The 22,354-nt window shown below is 73.4% G+C and carries 18 protein-coding genes; 10 read left to right on the top strand and 8 right to left on the bottom strand.

Features of this window, described 5'->3' with window-relative positions:
• The first annotated feature begins 17 nt into the window (after positions 1 to 17).
• Complete coding sequence (locus AC0VYD_RS22610) at positions 18 to 1,118, top strand: hypothetical protein (protein WP_475477396.1); 1,101 nt, start codon at positions 18 to 20, stop codon at positions 1,116 to 1,118.
• A complete protein-coding gene (locus tag AC0VYD_RS22605) occupies positions 1,118 to 2,251 on the top strand; it encodes a hypothetical protein (protein WP_475477395.1) in 1,134 nt (377 codons plus the stop codon). The genes AC0VYD_RS22610 and AC0VYD_RS22605 overlap by 1 nt, the downstream gene beginning before the upstream one ends.
• A 70-nt stretch (positions 2,252 to 2,321) precedes the next feature.
• On the opposite strand, the gene AC0VYD_RS22600 is transcribed toward AC0VYD_RS22605, so the two are convergent.
• Together AC0VYD_RS22600 and AC0VYD_RS22595 are read right to left on the bottom strand one after the other, a co-directional pair.
• Positions 2,322 to 2,807 (bottom strand): NUDIX hydrolase, encoded by a 486-nt coding sequence (locus AC0VYD_RS22600; RefSeq protein WP_475477394.1) that lies wholly within the window; start codon positions 2,805 to 2,807, stop codon positions 2,322 to 2,324.
• Positions 2,804 to 3,454, bottom strand: a complete 651-nt coding sequence (locus AC0VYD_RS22595; protein WP_475477393.1) for a TetR/AcrR family transcriptional regulator — start codon at positions 3,452 to 3,454, stop codon at positions 2,804 to 2,806. Before AC0VYD_RS22595 ends, AC0VYD_RS22600 begins: the two co-directional genes overlap by 4 nt.
• 110 nt (positions 3,455 to 3,564) lie before the next feature.
• Between AC0VYD_RS22595 and AC0VYD_RS22590 the strand changes: the two genes are divergently transcribed.
• From AC0VYD_RS22590 to AC0VYD_RS22580, 3 genes are all read left to right on the top strand, one after another.
• The gene (locus AC0VYD_RS22590) at positions 3,565 to 4,677 is read left to right on the top strand and encodes a hypothetical protein (protein ID WP_475477392.1); all 1,113 of its coding nucleotides are present in this window, start codon (positions 3,565 to 3,567) and stop codon (positions 4,675 to 4,677) included.
• Positions 4,674 to 6,095 (top strand): methyltransferase family protein, encoded by a 1,422-nt coding sequence (locus tag AC0VYD_RS22585; protein ID WP_475477391.1) that lies wholly within the window; start codon positions 4,674 to 4,676, stop codon positions 6,093 to 6,095. The genes AC0VYD_RS22590 and AC0VYD_RS22585 overlap by 4 nt, the downstream gene beginning before the upstream one ends.
• Positions 6,096 to 6,239: 144 nt before the next feature.
• A complete protein-coding gene (locus tag AC0VYD_RS22580; protein WP_475477390.1) occupies positions 6,240 to 8,441 on the top strand; it encodes a PrsW family glutamic-type intramembrane protease in 2,202 nt (733 codons plus the stop codon).
• 22 nt (positions 8,442 to 8,463) lie between these two features.
• On the opposite strand, the gene AC0VYD_RS22575 is transcribed toward AC0VYD_RS22580, so the two are convergent.
• The 3 genes from AC0VYD_RS22575 to AC0VYD_RS22565 are packed head-to-tail and all read right to left on the bottom strand — an operon-like array spanning position 8,464 to position 11,421.
• Entirely contained in the window at positions 8,464 to 8,724 is a 261-nt protein-coding gene (locus AC0VYD_RS22575; protein ID WP_475477389.1) for a type II toxin-antitoxin system RelE family toxin, read from the bottom strand.
• Complete coding sequence (locus AC0VYD_RS22570) at positions 8,721 to 9,011, bottom strand: type II toxin-antitoxin system Phd/YefM family antitoxin (RefSeq protein ID WP_475477388.1); 291 nt, start codon at positions 9,009 to 9,011, stop codon at positions 8,721 to 8,723. Before AC0VYD_RS22570 ends, AC0VYD_RS22575 begins: the two co-directional genes overlap by 4 nt.
• Before the next feature lie 52 nt (positions 9,012 to 9,063).
• On the bottom strand, positions 9,064 to 11,421 hold the full coding sequence (locus tag AC0VYD_RS22565; protein WP_475477387.1) for a molybdopterin-dependent oxidoreductase: 2,358 nt from the start codon (positions 11,419 to 11,421) through the stop codon (positions 9,064 to 9,066).
• 141 nt (positions 11,422 to 11,562) lie between these two features.
• Between AC0VYD_RS22565 and AC0VYD_RS22560 the strand changes: the two genes are divergently transcribed.
• The 3 genes from AC0VYD_RS22560 to AC0VYD_RS22550 all read left to right on the top strand — a co-directional run bounded on the left by AC0VYD_RS22560 (position 11,563) and on the right by AC0VYD_RS22550 (position 14,879).
• Positions 11,563 to 12,510 (top strand): HpcH/HpaI aldolase/citrate lyase family protein, encoded by a 948-nt coding sequence (locus tag AC0VYD_RS22560; protein WP_475477386.1) that lies wholly within the window; start codon positions 11,563 to 11,565, stop codon positions 12,508 to 12,510.
• 117 nt (positions 12,511 to 12,627) lie between these two features.
• Positions 12,628 to 13,323 (top strand): response regulator transcription factor, encoded by a 696-nt coding sequence (locus AC0VYD_RS22555; protein ID WP_475480347.1) that lies wholly within the window; start codon positions 12,628 to 12,630, stop codon positions 13,321 to 13,323.
• Positions 13,324 to 13,328: 5 nt separating this feature from the next.
• The gene (locus AC0VYD_RS22550; protein ID WP_475477385.1) at positions 13,329 to 14,879 is read left to right on the top strand and encodes a sensor histidine kinase; all 1,551 of its coding nucleotides are present in this window, start codon (positions 13,329 to 13,331) and stop codon (positions 14,877 to 14,879) included.
• Between the two features lie 62 nt (positions 14,880 to 14,941).
• On the opposite strand, the gene AC0VYD_RS22545 is transcribed toward AC0VYD_RS22550, so the two are convergent.
• Complete coding sequence (locus AC0VYD_RS22545; protein WP_475477384.1) at positions 14,942 to 16,198, bottom strand: glycosyltransferase; 1,257 nt, start codon at positions 16,196 to 16,198, stop codon at positions 14,942 to 14,944.
• A gap of 314 nt (positions 16,199 to 16,512) precedes the next feature.
• On the bottom strand, positions 16,513 to 18,264 hold the full coding sequence (locus AC0VYD_RS22540; protein WP_475477383.1) for a S1C family serine protease: 1,752 nt from the start codon (positions 18,262 to 18,264) through the stop codon (positions 16,513 to 16,515).
• A 249-nt stretch (positions 18,265 to 18,513) separates the two neighbouring features.
• Between AC0VYD_RS22540 and AC0VYD_RS22535 the strand changes: the two genes are divergently transcribed.
• Both AC0VYD_RS22535 and AC0VYD_RS22530 read left to right on the top strand, forming a co-directional pair.
• Positions 18,514 to 19,119, top strand: coding sequence for a response regulator (locus AC0VYD_RS22535; RefSeq protein ID WP_475477382.1), 606 nt, complete (start codon positions 18,514 to 18,516; stop codon positions 19,117 to 19,119).
• 92 nt (positions 19,120 to 19,211) lie between these two features.
• Positions 19,212 to 19,850, top strand: a complete 639-nt coding sequence (locus AC0VYD_RS22530; protein ID WP_475477381.1) for a hypothetical protein — start codon at positions 19,212 to 19,214, stop codon at positions 19,848 to 19,850.
• A gap of 161 nt (positions 19,851 to 20,011) precedes the next feature.
• Here the strand turns inward: AC0VYD_RS22530 and AC0VYD_RS22525 are convergent, their stop codons facing one another.
• Positions 20,012 to 22,177, bottom strand: coding sequence for a SpoIIE family protein phosphatase (locus AC0VYD_RS22525; RefSeq protein WP_475480346.1), 2,166 nt, complete (start codon positions 22,175 to 22,177; stop codon positions 20,012 to 20,014).
• Positions 22,178 to 22,354: the final 177 nt, after the last annotated feature.

The following is a 22,354-nucleotide window of genomic DNA, read 5'->3' as shown; positions in this document are numbered from 1 at the left end:
TGTGGAAGGCATCCCCCGTGAACCGCGTCCCCCTGCCCTCCGGCTTCAACGACTTCGCGCGCGAGCTGGAGTCGCACCGGCGTTCGCTGTCGCCCCGTCCGCCCGCCAGGGACCGGTACCCGACCCTGGTCCGGCTGTGCGTCGCGGTTCTCGGCGTACTGGTCGGGGTGGGGGCCTTCCACGCCACGGAAGGGTTGGTCCACCGGGCCGTCTTCGCCCTGGACGGGGTGGCGGTCGAGGCGGAGGTCACCGCGGTCGACCACGGGGAGCCGGTGGTGCGGTTCACCGCCGCGGACGGGTCCGGGGTGACCGCTGTCGCCCGGGGAGAGCACACCCCCGGGGATCCGCTCACCCGGACCGTCGTCCACCTTCCCGACGCACCCGAACAGGCCGTCATCGCCGATCACCGGTGGTCCCCGTGGCCCTGGGCGCTCCCGGTGGGGCTCCTCCTGCTCGCCCTCCTGGTCCTACGGCACCGCGGCGGGGTCCGGGCGGGCTGGTTCCGTCGACGGGTGCGGGTGCTGCGCTGGGGGACGCCCACGGCAGGGTCCCCGTGGCGGCGTTCGCTGCCGTGGGCGGCCGCCGCCGGGGTGCTTGTGGCGGCGGGTACGGGACTGTACGCCCTGCCGCTGCTCCGGTCCGACCGTGCGGACCTGGTCGCCGACGGCGCGCCGCTGTGGCTGTGCGGGCTCGGGGCGGCACTGGTGGTGTACGGGCTGGGCCTCGGGGTCCGGGCTCTGTACCGCCATGCCGAACACGCGCCCCTCCGCCGCCCGCCCCGCGTGTTCCGGCCGGTTCCGCGTTGGGTGCCGTACCTGGCGGCGGTCCTCGTGGTGCCGGTTCCGGCGGTCTCCGTCCTGCTCCTCGCCCTGGCGCCGACGGTCGTCCCGGACGGCACCCGCGAACACGGCACCGCGGAGGTGGTGGACTACCGGTGCGCCTCCCAGGGGCGCTCCTGCACCTACCGCCTCACCGTGGAGTACGAGGCGGACGGACTGCTGTACCGGAACACGGTCCCCCTCGGGAAGTCGGGGACCGCCGAGGAACTGATCCGGGCCGCCGAGGCACCGGTGAGCTGGGACCCGGCCGACCCCTCCGACGTCCGTTGGGAGAAGTGATGCACCGCGACCACCCCTCCGGGGAACACGGACCGGCGGAGCCTGAGGCGGACCGCCGCCGGGAACTGCCGCCCGGCTTCGTGGAGTTCACCCGGCGTCTCGCCCAGGACCGCAGCCGGAAGAGGGAGGGCGGCCCCGGATGTTTCGGGGCGGTCCTGGCCGGGCTGCTCGGCGTTCCGCTCGCGTTCCTCCTGTTGGTGCTGGCGGCGCCCCTGGTGGAGCGGCTCTCCCTGGAGCTCCGGCCGACACAGGTCACCGAAGCCGAGGTGGTCATGGTCGACCGCGGCACACCGGTGGTGAGCCTCCGGCCCGGTCCGGAACCGCTCCGGGCACAGGAGGAACTCCTTCGGGTTCGGGGCGAGTACCGTCCCGGAGACCCGACCCGGGTGGAGGTCAGACACCGGGTGGACGCCCCGGAGAAAGCCATGATCAGCGGATACGGCTACGGCTGGTCGTGGTGGATACCGCTCCTGCTGGTGCCGCCCGCGCTGCTTGCGGTGTTCGGCCTCTGGCACCGCCTCGGTACGCGGGCCAGTTGGTTCTGGCGGCGGGCGCGCACCCTGGTCAAGGGGCCGGAGCGGGGTGGCGCGGGGCTGCGCAGGCAGGTGGCCGTCCGTGCTGTCCCCGGGGTGTTGCTGCTCCTCCTCGCGGTGGCGGCCCTCGTGGCGGGCCTGTTCGTGACGGAGGGGCTCATACTGCTGGCTGCGCCCCCGCTGGCTTTCGGCCCGCTGCTGCTGATGGCCGCCCTTTACCGTCAGGCCGATCTGGCCCCGGTCACGGTTCCGCCGGCTCCCTTCCGGCTGTTGCCCGACTACACCGGGCGGATCACCGCACTGGTCGTCCTGGCAGCCGTGATGTCCACCCTGCTAGCCCTCCACCTGGCTTACCCCGAGGTCACGGTCCCGGAGGAGCGTGTCGTCCGGGGCGAGGCGGAGATCGTCGGGCAGGACTGCACTCCACAGCAGGGTTCCGCCTGCCAGGGCTACCTGGTCGTGCTGTTCGAGTACGACGGGATGGCCTACCGGGATCGTGTCGAAACCGAACTCCTGGGCATGGACGCGCTGGTCGAGAGGGGCAGCGTCGAGATCGAGTGGGACGCGGCCGACCCCACCGAGGTGCGCCTGGCTCGATGATGGACCCGACCCCGACCCCGACCCGATCTCGATGGCCCGGCGGACTCGGTCGGAGCGCCGGGCCGCCAGGTCAGGCCAGGGCGCGGGCGGCGTCGAGCCCCTTCCGGACGATGTCGGTGATGAAGTAGTCGCCGGGGTCGCGGGCGTCGCGCAGCAGGTGCACCCTGGTGTCGTCGACCCACATGAACTCGGTGTGCTTCCCGGCCTCCAGCGTCGGGTCGGCCAGGTCGCCGTCGACCCGGACCAGGTAGTCGACCTCGCGCCGGGTCACCCCGTCGCCCGGGTCCCAGTCCAGCCGGTACAGCTCCGCCTCCACCGAGGACAGCCGCCACCCGGTCTCCTCGTGGATCTCGCGGGCCAGGGCGTCGAGCATGCCCTCGCCCTCCTCGACGTGCCCGCCCACGATGTCCCAGCAGTGCGGGAACACCTTCCGGGTGGCCGAGCGGCGCTGGGTGAAAGCGTTGCCCCGGCCGTCGGTGATCACGGCTCCGGCGACCCAGCGGTTGCCGTCGGAGGTGTCGGGGAACTCGATTCCCTGGGCGACGTCGATGCTCACTGGTCCTCCTTGGTCTTGGCGCCGCGCCCGGGCAGGCGGAGCGTCAGCAGCTTGGCACGCGGGGCGAGGGTCCCGGCCAGGTCGAACACGGCCTCGGTCCGGCTCCGGTCCTCGTCCAGGACCGAGAACAGGTTGACCCCCAGGTAGAAGGCGATCGCCGCGTAGGCGACCTCGCGGGCGGGCAGCAGCATCCCCAGGGGGGATCCGCCGAGCACACGCTCCCACTCTCCGGCGATGAAGTCGATCCACGGCTGCGAGCGCCGGTTGATCTCCTCGCGCAGCTCCGGTTCGGTGACCGCGGCCGCGACCAGTTCGGAGAACTCGGCGATGTAGCCGCGCTCCAGGTCGGTGCGGTAGATGCGGGTGGCGACCTCGACGAGCTCCTCCAGGGTGCGCGCCTGTCCCGCGAGCTCCCGGTACATGGCCATCCGCTCGGTACTGGACCGGTCCAGCGCGGCGAGCAGCAGCTGGTCGACCCCGCCGAAGTGGTAGAAGACTAGCGCCGAGTTGGCCTCGGCCCGGGTGGCGATCGCCCGGGCCGACGCACCGGTGTACCCCTCCTCGCGCAGGATCTCGCCCGCAGCCGTGATGAGGCGTTCCTTGGTCTGTGTGCTGCTCCTGCGGACTCCGCCGCCGCTCCTTGCCATGGCCCTCCCTCGGTTCGTGCTTCATCATACGGTTTAATCGACTGATTAAATCGTATGCTTTAATCAATCGAACAAGGAGCTTCGCGGTACCGCGCGACAAGGAGACCCCCATGGCGCAGCCATCCGAACCCCCCGAGAACCCCGACGACCAGGAGCCCGGCATCTCCGACCGGGAGGCGGCCGAACTCTACGCCGCAGGCCGCCGCGCCGCCCCCGCGTTCGTCAGACGGCGCTCCGAAGCCCCGAGGATCTCCGGAGCCCGATGGCTCCTGGCCGGGATCGTGCTCCTGGCCTTCGCAGCCCTGCTCGCCGTACGGGTGACCCGCTTCGGCGGCCTGGACCAGACCGCCCTGTTCTACGTCGGGCTGCCCGCCCTCCTGGCCCTGCTCGTCGTCCTGTGCTGCCAGGTCCACAGCGCGGTCGGCGCCGCCATGGCCGTCACCACCCTGAGCCTGCTGCTGGCCGGGCCGCTGCTCGGTGAGGGCCTGGTCTGCCTGGTCATCTCCGCACCGCTCATCTACGGGGTGGTCGCCCTGGTCACCTGGACGGGCGCCGCGCTGCTGCGGTCCGACGAGCGCCATCCGAACGCGCTGGTCGCGGTCCCGATCCTGTTCGCCCTCACGCTGGAGGGGGTGGGCGGGTTCTCCCTGCTGCCGCGCGAGAGCGACGGGCAGGGTTCGGTGCTGGTCGAGGCCGCCCCCGGCGAGATCGCCGACGCCCTCGCGGCCCCGCCCGAGTACGGCCCCCCGCGGGCGCTCCTCCTGCGCGCCGTACCGTTTCCCGAGCCGGTCGAGGCGGTCGGCGAGGGCCTCGAACCGGGGGACACCCGCCTCGTCAACTTCACCCCGCGCCGCACCCTCGCCATCGGCGACGAACCCGCCCCGCGCCGCATGGAACTGGAGGTCGTCGAGAGCGAGGTGCGCCCCGACGGCGGCCGGGTCGTCTTCGAGGTCACCGCCGACACCGCCTTCGCCAACTGGATGGACATGGAGCGCGCCGTGGCCACCTGGCGGCAGGAGGGCGAGGGAACCCGTCTGTCCTGGGAGATCGAGTACGAGCGGACCTACGACCCCTCCTGGTACTTCGGCCCCGTGCAGTCCTACGCCACCGGCCTGGCCGCCGAGTACCTCGCCGGGACCTTCGGCGCGGCCGCCGGGGAACCGCTCGCCGAGGCCGCGGACACGCCCCCGTCGGACACGCTGCGGCGGGAGGTCCGGCCTTGATCCCCGAACTCGTCCTCGCGCTCCCTCCCGGGGCGGCCCCCGCCGCCGTACCCGCTCCGGGGACCGTTCCGGAACTGCCCGCCCTGCTCGTGCGGGGCGCGGGCCTCCTCCTCCCGCTCGCGGTGCTCGTCGGGCTGTGCCTGTGGCGGGCCCCGAGCCAGAAGGAGACCGCCTCGATGATCGTGGCCTCCGGCTGGGCGCTGCTCACCCTCGTCCCGCTGAACCTGGTCGCACAGCACGCGGGCTGGTGGTCCTTCCACGCCGAGGGTGCCGTGTGGCTGGGGATGCCGGTCGACCTGCTGCTCGCCTGGGTGCTGCTGTGGGGAGCCCTGCCCGCGCTCCTGCTCCGACTGCTGCCGGTCCCGCTCGTCACCGGTCTGCTGGTGTGGCTGGACGTGATCCTCATGCCGCTGGCCGAACCGGTGGTGGTCCTGGGGCGGCACTGGCTGCTCGGCGAGATCCTCGGTGCGTCGTTCTGCCTGATCCCCGCGCTGATGCTGGCCTTCTGGACCCGGCACCGCCAACTGGTCCGCGCCCGGATGTGGGCACAGGCGGTGCTCGCCTTCGGGCTGGGGTTCGTGCTGCCGGTGTGCGCGCTGGCCACCGCCCCAGCCGTGCCGAGTGCGCTGGACGCGGCCGCCGGGTGGGCGCCCGAAGCGCTGCGGGAGCCCTGGGCCCCGTGGGAGGCGTCCCCCGAGGCCCTCACCGCCGGTGCGCAGGTCCTCGCCCTGGCCTGCCTGCCGGGGCTGGCGGCGGCACGTGAGTTCGCGGCGGTGGGCAACGGCACCCCGCTGCCCTACGACCCGCCCGCCCGCCTGGTCACCAGCGGCCCCTACGCCTACGTGCGCAACCCCATGCAGCTCACCATCGTGCTGGTCTACCTGCTGGCCGGGGCCCTGTACCCGCCGCTGCTGCTGGGCGCCCTGGTGGCCCTGGGCTACGGGGCCGGGTTCGCCTCCTGGCACGAGGGCGGGCAGCTGCGCGTACGGTTCGGCCGGGACTGGGACGCCTACCGCGCCGGGGTGCGCCCGTGGCTGCCCCGGTGGCGCCCCTGGGCCGGACGGGCCCCGGGGACCCTGTACGTCGCGATGGACTGCGGTATGTGCCGGACCCTGGGCAGCTGGGTGGCGGCACGCGGGCCCACGGCGCTGACCATGCGCCCGGCCGCAGAACACCCCGAGGTGCTCTACCGGCTCACCTACGAGAACGGGGCGGGGGACAGGTGGAGCGGGGTCGCCGCCCTGGCGCGCGCCATGGACCACCTCCACCTGGGGTGGGCGATGACCGGTTGGGCCCTGTCGCTGCCGGTGCTGCGCCACTTCGTGCAGTTGTGCGGGGACGCCTTCGGGGCGGGCCCGCGCCCCTCCAGGGAACCGCACGGAACCGTCTCACCGGCCGTTTCGGGAACCGCTCCCTGACCACGGGCACCAAAGCGGCCACAAGCCGCGAACGCGCATGTTCCGCCGGACCCCTCCGCCGTTATGCTCGTGCGGGGCCGTCCGGCACCCGGACGACGCCGGGTGCGGGCCCCGTGTACTCAGCCCCCCGGCACGAGGAAGTCCATGGAAGAACAGGCGATGCTCGCGCGCGACCTCGTGCTGCGCGTCTGTGCCGGCGCCACCGAGTTCGACCCCCAGTGGGTCGGCGCCGGGGGGAAGGTCACCACCCCCTTCGTGGTGCCCCGCGACCGCAACCTGATCCGCGGGATCGTCGCGGCCGGGAGGGCCATGGGCGTGGACCGCCTCCTGGTCTGCCGCACCCGGGCCGAGTTCTCCTACGACCCGGTCACCGAAGTACCCCTCGACACCGGCACCCTCATCGACCTCATCCGCGGCTGGGGTCCCGAACCCACCGACTTCCTCGTCTGCGTCGAGGACTTCTCCGCCGCGGTCCTGGTCGCCGCCAGCGAGCTCACCGTCGCCGCGGGCCCGGCCGACTTCGTGCGGGAGATCGTCGGTCCGGACATCCCGCAGGCCCGGGCGGACTTCGCGGCGCGGGCCCGGGAGGGGAACCGGCCCGCACTGGTGCGGGCCGCCCAGCAGCACCACTGTGCCGAGCCCGGTGCCCGGCACTCCCGCCTGCCCCGCGGGCCCGGACCCGACCTGGCCGAACGCCTCGCCCGCAGGGTCGAACGCGCCCGTGAACGCACCCCCGGCCCGGTCCGGTTCCTGCGCGGACTGCGCGGCACGTGGTGCTGGCTCATGTTCGGGACCCTGCTGCTGGCCCCCCTGGCCGTCCCGGCCCTGGGCGTCGCCCTGCCGTCCCTGGTCCTCACGTTCTGGCTGCTGTTCCAGTTGGCGCTGCTGGCCAGGTCCCGGACCGTCTCGTTCGCGACCCTCCTGAGGGTGAGCGCACTCGGCGCCCTGCTGATGTGGCCGACCGCCCTCCTCTCCGCCCTGGTCAGCGGTGCTCTCGGGCTGGACGTCCAGCACGTGTTCAGCCAGACCTACGTCGCGGTCACCGTGGAGGAACTGGGCAAACTCGCCCCGCTGCTGGTCCTGGCGCTCCTGGCCCGGCGCCGGCTGCGCCGCCTGGCCGCGGTCGACTTCCTGCTGCTGGCCGCTGCCGCCGGGGCCGGTTTCCAGCTGGCCGAACAACTGCTCAACGGAGTCGCCCTCTTCGCCCCGGCGGACACGGGCGCGGGGGCGGGCCAACAGGGCGGCGGACTCTTCCCGGCCGGTGGCAGCGCCGTCCCCGGGCCGACGGGTTCGGCCTCCGCGGTCTTCTCCGGGCACGCCGTCGTCACCGGCCTCATCGGCGGCACCCTCGGCCTCGCTGTCGTCGGCCGCCGGTACGGGGGCTGGCTGTGGCTGCTGCCGGTCCTGGCCACCGCCCTGGTGTTCCTGGAGCACCTCCAGACGAACGCCCGAGCCGCCGGAGCCCGCCTCGACCCGGTCTCCACCTTCGTGTACGGCGTGTTCGGCGGCGGTGCGCTCACCCCGTGGCTGCTGCTGCTCGCCCTGGTGTTCGCGGTCGCCATGGACTACCGGCTGATCGGAGCGGCGGCCGAGACCACGCCCCCGCTCCCCGGCCGGGCGCCGCTGCCGGGGCTGCGCCGGTGGGCGCACGGCAGGTCGGTGGCCATGCGCGTGCGCATCCCCGCGGACATCGCCCCGCTCTTCCGCCGGATCGCGCTGTCCTGGGTGGACCTTCCGGTCACCTTCGCCACGGCCCTCACCACGGTCGTGCACGAGCTCGCCACCGCCACGATGGCCGCCAAACAGGGGCCCGGGGCGCTGTGCGACGCCCTGCGGTTCCTGCGGTGGCGCCGGGCCAACGCCATGGGCGAGGCCCGCTCGCGCGGGAAGAGCTGGCGCCGTTACCCCTCCCAGGAGGAGCTCGCCCACAACGCCCGTGACCTGGCACGCCGCATCGGTCTGGCCGGGACCGGCGGCGTCGTCGTGGCCGCCGCGGCGCTGCTCGCCACGGCGGGGCCCGGCGCCGGTGCCGCCCCGGCCCCCGGACCCGGCGGTGATCCCGCCTACGCGGTGCGGGCGGTCGAACTCTTCTACGGCTGGGCCGCCCAGGCGGACACCGCCGCGACGGTGTGGACGGCGCTCACCGGCCTGGCGGTGCTCACCCTGCTCACCATGGGAAACGCGGTCCCGCACGCCCACCCGAGGATGGGCGAGTTCCTCCGGTCGCCCACCGCCAACACCGGGGCCGTCCTGGGCATGCTCGCCCCGGGCCAGGCGGGGTACGCGCTCCTGGGGTTCGCCGGAATGGCCCTGCCCCGGCGGGTGAACCGCCTCATCAGCCGTTGACACGCCGTCGCGAGCGGTGGCCTCAGGCTCGGTAGGCGTCGCGGCGGTGACGAATGGAGTGGATTTCGATCACTTCCTTGCCCGGGTCGATCCTGTAGATGATCCGGTAGGTTCCCCGCCTCGCGGTGTGCAGTCCAGCGAAGGGTTGTTCGAGTGGTTTGCCCACACGCCAGGGGTTGTTGCTGAGCGGGCCGACGATGAACTCGTAAGCAGCCGAGGCGATCGCCTCGGGAAGCTCCTCGGCCAGGGCCCGGCTCGCGGCGCTCCTGTAAACGACCCTCACGCAGCTGATTCCCGGTGCAGCCGGTCACGCATGAGTTCGGCCATCTCCTCCTCGGTGGTGAACTCCTCGGAGTCATCGGACTCGGCCAGGTCCGCACGTGCCTCGGGGTCGGACAGGATGCTCAGCGTCTCCATCAGTGACTCGTACTGAGTCACGGACATCATGACGACAGCCGGACGACCGTTCTTCGTGAAGGTGTAGTCGGCGTGCTCGCGCTGAGCCCGGTCGGCGAGTTCGGCGATCTTGGCCTTGGCCTCGGTGATCGGGATGGTCTCCATAATGGTCATTGTAATGACCGGTCTGAATGATGTCCATGATGTGACGCCAAGGTGAGTCAGATCAGTCCCCGAGCGGCCGTACACCCTCGGGGGGTTCGAAGGCGCGCACCCCCGGCGGGGCGCCCGCGTAGGGCTCCACCCGGACCCGCACCAGCTGCCCGGTGCAGCCCTGGGCCAGCGAGGACGTCCCCACGTCCTCGGCGAGGGCGTTCGGGTTGCCGTGCGCGCAGGTGACGTCCGCACCCGAGGGGTCGTACCAGGCGCCGGTCGACAGCTGCACCACACCGGGCCTGAGGGCGTCGCTGACCACCAGCCCGGCCAGGCACGAACCGCTCGGGCCCTGCACCCGCACCACGTCGCCCGCCCTCACCCCGGCGGCCTCGGCGTCCCGCGGGTGCATCCTCAGCGGGGCACGGCCGCCGACCTTCTGGGAGGTGCTGTAACCGCCCATGTCCTGCTGGCTGTGCAGCCTCCCGGAGGGCTGGTTGGCGATCAGCACCAGCGGCCGGTCGCCGCCGTCCGGAGCGCGGTCCGCCCCGTCCCCGCCGGTCACCGCCGGTCCGGCCAGCCACACCGGATGGCCCGGGCAGTCCTCGTAGCCGAAGGACGCGATGGTCTCCGAGTACAGCTCGATCCGCCCGCTCGGCGTCCGCAGCGCGTTCGCCTCCGGGGCCTGGCGGAACTCGCCCAGGTGGGTCTCGTCCTCGACCCGGGCGGGCATCTCGACCCGACCGCGCTCCCAGAACTCGTCGAAGCCGGGGACCTCCAGGTCCCTGCGGGCCAGCAGGGAGCGCCACCGCTCGTAGGCCACCCGCATCCAGTCGCGGCTGCTCCGCCCCTCGGTGAACTCCTCGCGCACGCCCAGCCGCTCGGCGAGGTCGGTGTAGGTGTCGTACTCGTCGCGGGCCAGCCCGTGCGGGGACACCGCCCGGGGCATCGCGCGCAGGGCCAGGTCGCCGTGGCTGGCGGCCATGTCGTCGCGCTCCAGGGCGGTGGTCGCGGGGATCACGATGTCGGCGTGCCGGGCGGTCGCCGTCCAGTGGGTCTCGTGCACCACCACGGTGTCCGGGCGTCCGAAGGCCCTGGTCAACCGGGACAGGTCCTGGTGGTGGTGGAAGGGGTTGCCGCCCGCCCAGTACACCAGCCTGATGTCGGGGTAGCGGCGGCGCTCACCGTCGTAGTCGTAGGGCTGCCCGGGGTGCAGCAGCATGTCGGACACCTTGGCCACCGGGATGAACGAGTCCACCGGGTTGTTGCCCTGCGGCATGCGCGGCAGCCCCAGCGGGGTCGCGCCGCCGCCGTAGTTGCCCATGGACCCGTACCCCGAGGCGAACCCCGCACCGGGAAGCCCCACCTGTCCGAGGCAGCACGCCAGCGCCAACCCGGCCCACAGCGGCTGCTCCCCGTACCGGGCGCGCTGCACGGACCAGCCGACGTTCACCAGGGTGCGCCTTCCGGCCATCCGCCGGGCCAGCGCCCGCAGGTCGGCGGCGGGCACCCCGCTCACGCGTTCGGCCCACTCGGGGGAGTGCTCGACCCCGCCGGGTTCGCCGCGCTCGTCCCGGACGCCCGTCACGTAGGCGCGCAACCGGTCGGCGCCGACGGTGTAGCGGTCGAGGAAGGCGGTGTCGGCCAGCCCCTCACTGAACAGCACGTGCATCAGGGCCAGCATCACCGCCGTGTCGGTGCCCGGTCTCAGGGAGACCCACTCGGACCCGACCTCGGCGGCGGTGTCGTCGCGCAGCGGGGACACCGACACGAACTCCACCCCGGAGTCCGAGGCCGCGCGCATCGCCGGGCCCGCGGTCTGCGCCGCCCGGCCGCCCGAGGCCGTCCAGGTGTTGGACACCCGCAGCCCGCCGAAGCTCACCAGCAGCTCGGTGTGCTCGCGGATGCGTTCCCAGGAGGGGACCCGGCTGAGCAGCCGGTTCGCTGCGGGCGTGCCGATGATGCGCGGGAACAGCACCTCCAGGGCGCCGTGGCTGTACGTGGTCCGGGACCGGGTGTACCCGCCGATGGTGTTGAGGAAGCGGTGCAGCTGGCTCTGCGCGTGGTGGATCCGGCCCGCGCTGCCCCAGCCGTAGGAGCCCCCGTAGATCGCGGTGTTGCCGTGCTCGGTACGCACCCGGTCCAGCTCACGGGCGAGCAGGTCCAGCACCGTGGACCACTCCACCTCCACGTAGGAGTCCCCGGTCTCGCCCCGGAGCGGGTCGGGTCCGGGCCCGTGCTCCAGCCACCGGCGGCGCACGGCGGGGCGGGCCACACGGGTGCGGTGGTGCTGTGCCCGGGGAGTGTTGCCCATGACGGGGGCGGGCGCGGGGTCCTCCGGGTCGGGGCGGACCCCGACCACCCGGTCGTTCTCGACCTCGACCTGGTAGCTGCCCCAGTGGGCGCTGGTCGGGTGCAGCGTCGCTGCCATGTGCACTCCCCGTGTGGATCTCCGGGACGGTGCGGTTCCCCGTCCCAGGCCACACTCTATGCACCGCCCGGTGCGATGATGGGGGGGCGCGGGCCCCGGGGTCCGCGGCACGACCAGCGACGACAGGGGAGCGGTACGACGATGGGTGAGCTCAGGTCACGGCGGTCGGTACTCGCGGTGCCGGGGTCCAACCCCCGGTTCGTGGAGAAGGCCCGGGGGCTGGACGCGGACGCGTTCTTCCTGGACCTGGAGGACGCGGTGGCGCCCTCGGAGAAGGAGTCCGCCCGCGAGAACGCGGTGAAGGCGCTCAACGACGGCGGTTGGGACGGCAGGGTCCGTTCGGTGCGCGTCAACGACGTCTCCACCGGGTGGGCCTACCGCGACGTCATCACCGTGGTCGAGGGGGCCGGGGCCCACCTGGACACCCTCGTGCTGCCCAAGGTGACCGCGGCCCGGGACGTGCACTGGTTGGACACCCTCCTCACCCAGATCGAACGGGCCGTGGACCTGCCGGTCGGCCGGATCGGCATCGAGGCGCAGATCGAGGACGCCAGGGGCCTGGTGAACGTCGACGGGATCGCCGCCGCCTCGTCCCGCCTGGAGACACTCGTCTACGGGCCCGCGGACTTCATGGCCTCGATCAACATGAAGAGCCTGGTGGTGGGGGAGCAGCCGCCCGGCTACGACACCGGGGACGCCTATCACCACGTCCTCATGCGCATCCTCGTGGCAGCCCGGGCCCACGGGCTCCAGGCCGTCGACGGCCCCTACCTCCAGATCCGCGACGTCGACGCGTTCCGCCGGGCGGCCAGGCGCACAGCGGCCCTCGGCTTCGACGGCAAGTGGGTGCTGCACCCGCTCCAGGTGGAGGCGGCCAACGAGGCCTTCGCGCCCTCCCAGGAGGACTACGACCACGCCGAGCTGATCCTGGACGCCTACGCGCACGCCACCACGGTGGACCGGCGGGGCGCCGTGATGCTCGGCGAGGAGATGCTCGACGAGGCGTCCCGGAAGATGGCGCTGGTCGTGGCGGGCAAGGGCCGTGCGGCCGGCCTCTCCCGGACGCGTACCTTCGACCCGGAGGCCTGACCGGGGGCCGTCCCGGGTGCCCGCTCCGGCGGGCACGGAGAGGGCACGGAGAAGGTCAAGTACCGTTCCGGCCCGCCTCTTACCGGTCTCTCACCCAGGTGGGAGAACATGGGGGCCATGGAAAGCACCGCCACCGTCCTGGTCGCCGACGACGACCGGGCCATCAGGGAGTCCCTGGAACGCGCACTCCAGCTGGAGGGGTACACGGTGCGGACGGCGGCGGACGGAGTCCAGGCGCTGGCCTCCGTCCACGCCGACCCCGTCGACCTGCTCGTCCTCGACGTCATGATGCCCGGGGTCGACGGCCTCGGTGTGGCCCGCGTCCTGCGGGCGGAGGGCGACAGGACCCCCATCCTCATGCTCACCGCACGGGTGGAGACCCCGGACAGGGTGGCGGGCCTGGACGCCGGTGCCGACGACTACCTCGCCAAGCCCTTCGAGCTCGACGAACTCCTCGCCCGGCTGCGCGCCCTGCTGCGCCGCGCCGCCCCCGTCACGGGGGACGCGGGGGAGGGGCCGCTGCGGGTGGGGGAGCTCCTCCTGGACACCCGGGCCCGCCGGGTCTGGCGGGGCGAACGCGAGATCGAGCTGTCCAAGACCGAGTTCGACCTGCTCGAACTCCTCATGCGCAACGCCGGGATCGTTCTGGACCACGCCACCATCTACGACCGCATCTGGGGTTACGACTTCGGGCCCGAGTCCAAGAACCTCGCGGTCTACATCAGCTACCTGCGACGCAAGATGGAGGACGGCGGCCCGCCGCTGATCCAGACGGTCCGGGGCGTCGGGTACACACTGCGTCCCCAGGGGTGAGTCGGATGAAGGCGTTTCGCGGCGGCGTCCTGCTGCACCCGGGCGGGTGGCGGCTGGGAACCCGGTTCGCGGTGCTGTTCGCGCTGGTCGCGGCGGTCACGATCGCCCTCGTGGGCACACTTGCCTACAGCACCGCGGCCGCGCTCATCCGGGCGGACGCCGAGAGCGAGTTCGACGCCGCCGTGCAGAACCTCTCCCGGCAGCTCGTGGTCTCCGCGGAGAACAACCAGAACGCCCCGGACAGCAGCACCTTCACCTTCCTGGCCCCGGGCAGCCTGGACGCGCAGGTCCTCGCCTCGGACGGCACCTGGGCCCGACTGCTCGCCAACCGCCACGAACTCTCCTCCTTCCACCCCACCGACGCCGACCTGGAGGTCGCCCGGGACGGGGAGGCCGGTGTCGTCGACACCCGCGAGCAGCAGGTCCACGGTCAGAAGTACCGGGTGGGTACGGTCTCCCTGGGGGACGGGCGCGGCGCGATCCAGCTCCTGCAACGGCTGTCGCCGATCGAGCAGATGGTCGGGCGGCTGGCCACCCAGATCCTGTGGGTGGGTTTGTTCGTCGCCCTGTGCGCGGCCTCGGTGGGATGGCTGGTCGGCCACCGGATCACCGGCCGCCTGGTCCGGCTCACCGACGCCGCCGAGTACGTCAGCTCCACCGGCCGCCTGGATCCGGTCACCCCGGACCGGGGCGGCAGCGGTGACGGGGACGGCACCGCCGGCACCAGCAGCGGGGGCCGGGAGGGGAACGGCCGGAACGGAGCGCCGGAGGAACCGGGCAACGACGAGGTGGGCCGCCTCGGCAGCGCCTTCAACGCGATGCTGGCCCGGCTGGCCCGGTCCAAGGACGAACAGCGCCGTCTGGTGCAGGACGCCGCACACGAGTTGCGCACCCCGCTCACCAGCCTGCGCACCAACGTGCAGGTGCTCGGCCGGGTGGACCGGCTCAGCCCCGAGGGCCGCCAACGGCTCATCGACGACCTCCAGGGTGAGACCCGGGAGCTCACCGACCTGGTCAACGAACTGGTCGGGCTGGCCACCGGCAACCACGAGGACGAGTCGCCGAGCGCGGTCGCCCTCGCCGACGTCGCCGAACGGGTGGCGGCCCGGAGCCGTCGCCGCACCGGCCGGGAGATCCTGGTGGACGCGGACGACAGCCTCGTCTGGGGCCGCCCGGGCGCCCTGGAGCGGGCCCTGGCCAACCCGGTGGAGAACTCCGCGAAGTTCGACCCCGACGGGAGCGCGCCGATCGAGATCCGGGTCCGCGACGGCTCGGTGGAGGTGCTGGACCGCGGCCCGGGCGTGGACCCGGAGGAGATCGACCACCTCTTCGAACGTTTCTTCCGGGCCACCGTGGCCCGCGGTCTGCCCGGCTCCGGCCTGGGTCTGGCCATGGTCAAGGAGATCGCCCACGCGCACGGCGGCCGGGTGTCCGCCCGCAACCGCGACGGCGGCGGCACCGTGATCGGCTTCCACCTGCCCGTTCACCACCCGCCCCGGGACGAACCCGCGCCCGGACCGCCCGGACCGCCCGGCCAGGACCCGACGGCCACCTAGCCGGGGGAGCGCAGGCCCGCACCGTCCGTGGGAAGGGGCCGCGGCCCGGCTGACCGTGCCGGTCAGGGCCGGGCGCCGACGGCGGCGTTCCGGTAGATCCGCTCGAAGCGTTCCAGGGAGTCCTCCAGGCGGTGCCGGGCCGCCATCGCCCGGCTGTGCGCGCCCATCCGGACCCGCTCCGTCTCCTCGGCGACCACCGCGTCCACCCGTGCCGCGAGCTCGCCGGGGCGGCCCGGCGGGTACAGGTAGCCGTTGCGGCCCTCCTCCACAAGGTGGGGCAGGGCCATCGCGTCGGCGGCCACCACCGGCAGCCCGCTGGCCATGGCCTCCAGTGTGGCGATGCTCTGGAGTTCGGCGGTGCCCGCGATGGTGAACACGTCCGCGCACCGGTACACGTCGGGCAGGTCCCGGTGGGGCACGAAGCCGAGGAACACCACCCGGTCGGCGACACCCTCGGCCCGGGCCAGCTCCGCCAGCCTGGCCCGGTGCGTGCCGCGCCCGGCCAGCACCAGCTGGACGCCGCGGGTGCGCGCCACGGCCCGGACCAGCTCGTCGGCGTGTTTCTCCTCGTCCAACCGGCCCACGAACAGCATCGTCGTGCGGTCGGGGACGCCCAGCCGGTCGCGGGTACGGCGCCGCTCCGCTGCCGGGGCGCCCTCGGGGAGCGGCCGGAAGCGCACCAGGTCGATGCCGCAGGAGACCGGCTCCACCGGCCGCGCGAACCCCCGGTCGGCCAGGAGTCCGGCGGCGGCGGGAGTAGGCGTGGTCACGTGTTCGGCCCGGGAGAGCACCCGGGCCAGGTCCCACCAGGCCAGCCGGGCCGCGTGCGGGCGCAGGGCCCCGGGCACCCGCATCGGGTCGAAGAGGTTCTCGGGCATGAAGTGGTTGGTGGCCACCACCGGGATGCCGTGGACACGTGCGGCGCCGGCGAGCATCCGGCCGACCAGGAAGTGGTTCTGGATGTGCACGGCGTCCGGGCGCAGCCGGTCCAGGAGCCGGTTCAGGTGGCCGCGCACCCCGGGCGGCAGGGCCAGGCGTACGCTCTCGTGGACCAGGGACGGCAGGGAGCGCAACCGGTGCTCGACCACCCCGTCCCGCTCCACCACGTGTGGTCGGCCGCTGGGAGAGGGGCACAGGACGTGCACGTCGGCCCCGCGCCCGGCCAGGCCGCGGGCGAGCCGCGCGGTGAAGTAGGCGGCGCCGTTCACGTCGGGCGGGTAGGTGTCGGTGCCGATGAGCACCCGGGCGGGCCGTCCCCCGCCGCTCCTGCCCGGGGCGCGGGGGACGGCCGGGGACCGGGTGGCGAAGGACGTGGACATACCGGTTCTCCTGGGGGCGTCGAGCGGCTGGGCCGTGCTCCGGTCCGGCGCGGTCCACCCCGAGTGTGGTCCACGGTCGTGGACCGCCGCCGACCTCCCGGTGACGCCGAGGCGACCGGCGGTACAGCACACGGCGCCCAGGAGGACGCTCTCCGTGTCTGCCCGGGCGACTCAGGTGACTGCCCAGGGGCGGCTCCCGGCCGGGAGCACCGGTCACCGGCCCGGGGCAGCACAACGGGGGCGGGGGCGGACCGGCCAGCTGGCCGGTCCGCCCCCGCCCCCGTTTCGGAGAACCGTGAGGGAGAACGCCCCCGTCAGTCCTCCTCGACCTCCGAGGTCTCCTCCTCGGCGGAGCTCGCACTCTGCTCGCCGAGCGTCACATCGACGTCCTCCGGTGAACCGCTGCCGCCGGACAGCACGCCCAGGGTGAGCTCGTCGCCGGGCTGGTGGGCGCGGATCTGCGCGATCAGCTGGTCGGCTGAGGACACGCTCTCACCGTTCACGGACACCACCACGTCACCGACCTCCAGGCCGGCCTCCTCGGCGGCACCGCCCTCGGTCAGCCCCATGATCTCGGCCCCGCCGACCCGGCTGGGCGCGATGGTGGCCTGGATGGCGGGGTAGCTCGCGCTGCCGTCCTCGATCAGCTGTTCGGCGATGGGCTGGACCTGGTTGATCGGGATGGCGAAGCCCAGACCCACCGAACCGCTCTCCTGGGACAGGCCGGCGATGGCGGTGTTGATGCCGACGACCTCGCCGGCCATGTTCACCAGCGGGCCGCCGGAGTTGCCGGGGTTGATCGCGGCGTCGGTCTGGATCGCGTTGATCACCGTCGACGTCTGGGATTCACCGGTCTCGGTCACCCCGGTGTTCACCGGGCGGTTCAGCGCGCTCACCACACCCGCGGTCACCGTGCCGGACAGGCCGAGCGGCGAACCGATCGCCACCACGTCGCCGCCCACGCCGACCTGGTCGGAGTCGCCGAGCGTGGCCGGAGTGAGGTCGTTGCGGCCCTGGGCCTTGACCACGGCGATGTCGGAGACCGGGTCGGAACCGAGCACCTCCGCCTCCGCCGCGCTCCCGTCGTTGAACTGCACCTGGAGGGGGCCGCCCTGGGCCGCCTCCACCACGTGCGAGTTGGTGAGGATCTGTCCGTCGGAGGAGATGATGACCCCGCTGCCGCCGCCGGACCCGGCCTGGAGGGAGACCACGCTGGGCAGGACCTGCTCGGCGACGTCGCCCACGGCCCCCTCGGTGGCGCTCGTCCCCTGTTCACCGGTGAGCGAGCTGACCGGCGAGCTCGGCCCGTCGGGCAGGAGGTAGGCGGTGCCCAGCGCGGCCGCCGGGCCCACGATCAGGCTCGTGACCAGAGCGGTCACCGCCGCGATGCCCACGACCTTGCCCATGCCGCGCTTCCTGCGCGCTTCCTGGGGCTGGCCGGGGAAGGGGCCCTGGCCGAACTGGCCGTAGGGCTGCTGTCCGAACGGGCCCATCTGGTGGGAGCCGGTCGGCTGGTGCCCGGTACCGGGCACCTGGGGGCCGCCGGGGCCGCCGAATGCGTGCTGCTGGCCGGGCTGGCCGGGCTGGCCGCCGTGGCCCGCGGACGCGAAGGCCGCGGTGTGCGGACCCTGCGGGGCACCGTGGGGCCCGTGCTGGCCGCCGGGACGGGGGCCGCCCTGGCCCTGGGCCCCGGGGAACCCCGGGGACCCCCCGGTGTGGCCTTCGGGCCCGGGGAAGACGTAGGAGGCCCGGTCGGTGTCGTTGGGGCCGGTCGCCCACCCGGGTTCGGCGCCCTCGGGCGGGGAGAAGCGCGGCGCGGGACGGTCCCCGGGCGCCTCGGAGGCGTTCGGGGAGGGCTGCGCCGCCTGCTCGGCGGCGCCGTCGCCGTTCGCCGCGGGCGTGTCGTTCACCGCGGGGCCGTCGTCGGCGAGGGGGCCCCGGCCGGGGCCCGCCTCGGTGTCGTTGGGGCGGTCGGTGGCACCGGACCCGGCACGACCGTGCTCGGCGTCGCCGTGCTCGGCTCTCGCACCGGTCTCCGGACCGTCACTCGGGTCGTTGGGGTGCAACTCATCCTCCGGCTTGCGGGACGATGTACTGACATGCTTCATCTTGGGGCGCGTGGGTTAGAACAGGGTGAGAGCCCGGTACAGCGTGGTTTCGAGTTCGCTCCGCCCCTGGCCGGTCGCGCTCCCGCAGACGTGAACGCGCCCCGTCCCACCCGAGATTCCCGCGCGAATCAGGGGTCCTATGCGACACAATGTCCGGAACCATACCGTGCCCGCGCCCCGGGGCGCGGTACGACAGGGAAGGCCCCCGTGATCAAGCTCGTTCTCGCCGACGACGAACACCTGGTGCGCGGAGCGATCGCCGCGCTCCTCGGCCTGGAGGACGACCTGGAGGTCGTCGCCGAGGTCGGCCGCGGCGACCAGGTGGTGGACACCGTCGTCGAACACGGCGCGGCCGTCGCCGTCCTGGACATCGAGATGCCGGGTGCCACGGGCCTGGAGGCCGCCGCCGAGCTGCGCGAGCGTGCGCCCGACTGCGGGGTCGTCATCCTCACCAGCTTCGGCCGACCCGGTTACCTGCGCCGCGCCCTGGCCTCGGGCGCCCGAGGATTCCTCGCCAAGGACGCCCCCGTCGAGCAGCTCGCCGGGGCCATCCGCAAGGTCCACGGAGGCGGCCGTTACATCGACACCGAACTCGCCGCCGCCGCGATGGTCGGCGGGGAGAGTCCGCTCACCGACCGCGAGGCCGAGGTCCTGCGCGCCGCCGCGGACGGGGCCACCGTGGCCCGTATCGCCAGGGGCCTGCATCTCACCGAGGGCACGGTGCGCAACTACCTGTCCAACGCCATCGGCAAGACCGGGGCCGAGAACCGGATGGCCGCCATCCGTACCGCCCAGGACATGGGCTGGCTCTGACCGGCCTCGGCCGGGCGGGGCCGATGTCCTTGCCATATCCCTTCGTGTCTGGATACTCACTAAGGGTAACTACCTCTAGGTGAGAAGGTCCTATGTTGCACGCCCGAAGCATCGCCAGCGTGATGGCGGCGACGGCCGTCGCCCTGCCGATGATGGCCGCGCCCGCCCAGGCCGACGACTGGTCCGGCTACCACGGCGTCGAGAAGTACACGGCCCGGCTCGACCCGGTCACGGTCAACAACTCCGACGCCGCGGGCACGGCACAGGTGTGGCTGGCCGACAACGACGCGCGGATCCGGATCCGCGTCGACGACGTCCTCGCCGGTAACCCGCACGCGCAGCACATCCACGTCGGAGGGCGCGGCGAGTGCCCCACCGACTACGACGCCGGCATCCACAACGGCCGGCGGGCGCTGAGCACCCTGGACGGCATCGACGCCTACGGCGGGGTCGAGACCTCCCTCACCACCGAAGGGGACACCAGCGCCGCCAGCGGACTCGCCGTCGACCGCTTCCCCACCGCCCCGGACGGAAGCGTTTCCTACGACCGCACCCTCGAACTGAGCGACGCCGCGGCGGACGCGATCCGGGCGGGCAACGCGGTCATCGTCATCCACGGCATCGACTACGACGGCGACGGCACCTACGGCGACGTCCTGGGCCCCAGCGACCTGGACCCGGACCTGCCGATGGAGGCGACCAACCCGGCCGCGTGCGGTCCGCTGCGCTGACGCCCCCAGACGTGCTGAACTGACACGGAACGCCTGTTGAGGGCGCCCGTCACCAACGGGACCGGGGGCTCCGCAGCGCTTCGGAGCCCCCGGTTTCCGTAACGGGCCGCCCGGCAGCGGGCCCACGGGCCCCGCGGAACCGGACCGCGGCGAGCACCGCCCTACAGGAAGCGCAGCACCAGCATCGCGGTGTCGTCGACGTTGCCGCCCGGGGCGTACTCCTCCAGTTCGCGGTCGATCCGGCTGATCACCGCCTGGGCGGTCAGACCGGCCGCATGGGAGAAGATCTTCTCCAACCCCTCGTCGCCGAGCATGTCCGAACCGCTGCGCCGCTCGGTGACGCCGTCGGTCACCGCGAGCACCACCTCGCCGGGACGGATGTCCACGCTCTCCGTGCTGAACCCGACGTCCTCGAACGCGCCCAGCAGCGGCTGGGAGCTGCCGAACGCCTGCACCTCGCCCTTCTGGTTGAGGCGCAGCGGCAGCGGGTGCCCGGCACAGACCATGCGCACCCGCATGCCTCCGGCCTCGTCCGTGGCCGGGGTCATCTCCCCGTACAGCATGGTCAGGAACCGGGTCGAGGTGTTCTCGTCCAGGATCGCCAGGTTCAGCCGCTGCATGATGTGCGCCGGGGTGAAGCCCTCCCTGGCCAGCGCGCGCAGGGTGTGCCGGGCCAGGCCGGTGACCGCGGCGGCCTCCGGGCCGGTACCGCACACGTCGCCGATGGCGAAGCACCAGCGCCCGCTCGCGGAGAACACGTCGTAGAAGTCGCCGCCCACCTCGCTGCGCTCGTCCGAGGGACGGTAGTAGACCGCGTGGTCCACCCCGGGGATCACCGGCTCCTTGTCCTTGGCCGGCAGGAGGCTGCGCTGCAGGGCCGTACTCATCGCCGTGTGCCGCTCGTGCAGCCGCGCGTTCTCCATAGCCGAGGCCACCCGGCGGCTGAGGTCGTCGGCGACGTCGGCCTCCTCACGGGTGAAGTCGTCCGACTCGTTCTTGCCGATCGTCATCTGGCCCAGCGCCCGGCCGTGCGCCACCAGCGGGACGCTGATCGCCGGGCCCCGGGCGATCATTCCGGTGAGCTGCTCGTCCAGCCCCTCCCGGACCAGCTCCTCGTGCGTCCACAACGGCCCCGGTTCCCGCTGCTCGCGCGGCGGCAGGGCGGTCAGCAGCGAACGCAGGATGTCGTTGAGGTTCTCGTCGCCGTGCACCACGTGGGTCAGCTTGGAGAGCCCCAGCTCGTTGATGGTGTGGATGGCGCACCAGCGTCCCAGCCGGGAGGTGATCAGCTGCGCGGCCAGCGCACCCGTCATCCGCTCGTCCAGGGTGCCCGCGAGCAGGTCACTGGCCTCGGCCAGGAAGCTCAGCGAGGCACGGCGGCTCAGCTCGACCTCGGCCAGCCGGGACCGCTCCACCGGCAGCGCGATCAGGTCCGCGCCCTCCTGGAGCCGTTTGGCCGCCCCCGGGCCGAAGTGCCGGGCCCGGGCGGAGGCCACCCCGAGCAGCCCCGTCACCCGGCCGTCCACGATCAGCGGCGCCGTCACCAGCGAGCGCATCCCGGCCCTGGCCAGGGCGCCCCGGGTGGCACGGGCGATCATCAGGTCGTCGTTGATCACCGGTCCGGGCTCGGGCGCGGCCGACGGAAAGATCTCCTCGGTTCGCACCCGCAGCGGCCGCCAGGGCGCCCCGCCGGTCAGGCCGACCGCCGAGCGCACCTCCCACATGGTCTCGTCCGAGGTGGCCAGCGCGATGTAGGCGGCGTCCCCGCTCAGCGCCGAGGTCGCGTACTCCACGGTGCGTTCCAGCAGCTGGGGCAGGGACAACCGGGAGCTCAGCGCCGCGTCCAGCGCCGACCACACGGGTGGGCGCACGGCCCGGGAGGGGCCCTTGCGCACCGGAGGGGACTCCAGCGACGGGTGCGCCCCGGCCCTGTCCTCGATGCGGAACCACACGGCCTTGTCGTTGCGCCCGTAGCTGACACCCCAGCTGGAGGCGATGGCCGACGCCAGGGCCAGCCCCAGGCCGCCGTTGCGCTCGTCCCCGTTGGAGGGGGAGGTGTCCACGGCCAGCGGACCGGCCTGCGGAACGGCGCGCTCGGGTGCGGAGTCGGTGACCATGACCTCGGTCGAACCCTCCGACCGGCGCACGGCCACCTCCAGCGCCGAGTCCGCGTGGATGACGGCGTTGGTGACCAGTTCGCTGACCAGAAGGATGATGTCGTCGAAGGGGTCGGGCACACCCCAGGTCAGCAGGGTGTCGTGCACGAACTCTCGGGCGGCCGCCGCGGTCTCGGGAGCAGGGGGGAACTCTCGTCGAGCGACCTTCAACGCGTCTTGTGCTGCCAAGCCGTCGGTGTCCTTCGTCACTGGGCGCGGGTGTGGGAGTAGTGGCCACTGCCACGATACGCGTGCCGCCCGCCTGGTCGCCGCGTTCCCTCCCGAACCACGGTGCGGGCGCTCCGGGGCGGGCGGGCTTGACGGGCCCCGGCAGCGGGCAGGAGACCG

The sequence above is a fragment of the Nocardiopsis sp. iso_40 genome (assembly GCF_056173285.1).
The sequence above is the reverse complement of the archived record's forward strand: the minus strand, read 5'-3'. Positions and strand labels throughout refer to the sequence as shown.

What these genes read in the sequence shown, in the direction of transcription:
- AC0VYD_RS22605 (WP_475477395.1), top strand. Translation starts at nt 1,118, where the DNA reads ATGCACCGCGACCACCCCTCCGGGGAACACGGACCGGCGGAGCCTGAG.
- AC0VYD_RS22595 (WP_475477393.1), bottom strand. Translation starts at nt 3,454, where the DNA reads ATGGCAAGGAGCGGCGGCGGAGTCCGCAGGAGCAGCACACAGACCAAG.
- AC0VYD_RS22590 (WP_475477392.1), top strand. Translation starts at nt 3,565, where the DNA reads ATGGCGCAGCCATCCGAACCCCCCGAGAACCCCGACGACCAGGAGCCC.
- AC0VYD_RS22580 (WP_475477390.1), top strand. Translation starts at nt 6,240, where the DNA reads ATGGAAGAACAGGCGATGCTCGCGCGCGACCTCGTGCTGCGCGTCTGT.
- AC0VYD_RS22570 (WP_475477388.1), bottom strand. Translation starts at nt 9,011, where the DNA reads ATGACCATTATGGAGACCATCCCGATCACCGAGGCCAAGGCCAAGATC.
- AC0VYD_RS22565 (WP_475477387.1), bottom strand. Translation starts at nt 11,421, where the DNA reads ATGGCAGCGACGCTGCACCCGACCAGCGCCCACTGGGGCAGCTACCAG.
- AC0VYD_RS22560 (WP_475477386.1), top strand. Translation starts at nt 11,563, where the DNA reads ATGGGTGAGCTCAGGTCACGGCGGTCGGTACTCGCGGTGCCGGGGTCC.
- AC0VYD_RS22555 (WP_475480347.1), top strand. Translation starts at nt 12,628, where the DNA reads ATGGAAAGCACCGCCACCGTCCTGGTCGCCGACGACGACCGGGCCATC.
- AC0VYD_RS22550 (WP_475477385.1), top strand. Translation starts at nt 13,329, where the DNA reads ATGAAGGCGTTTCGCGGCGGCGTCCTGCTGCACCCGGGCGGGTGGCGG.
- AC0VYD_RS22545 (WP_475477384.1), bottom strand. Translation starts at nt 16,198, where the DNA reads ATGTCCACGTCCTTCGCCACCCGGTCCCCGGCCGTCCCCCGCGCCCCG.
- AC0VYD_RS22530 (WP_475477381.1), top strand. Translation starts at nt 19,212, where the DNA reads ATGTTGCACGCCCGAAGCATCGCCAGCGTGATGGCGGCGACGGCCGTC.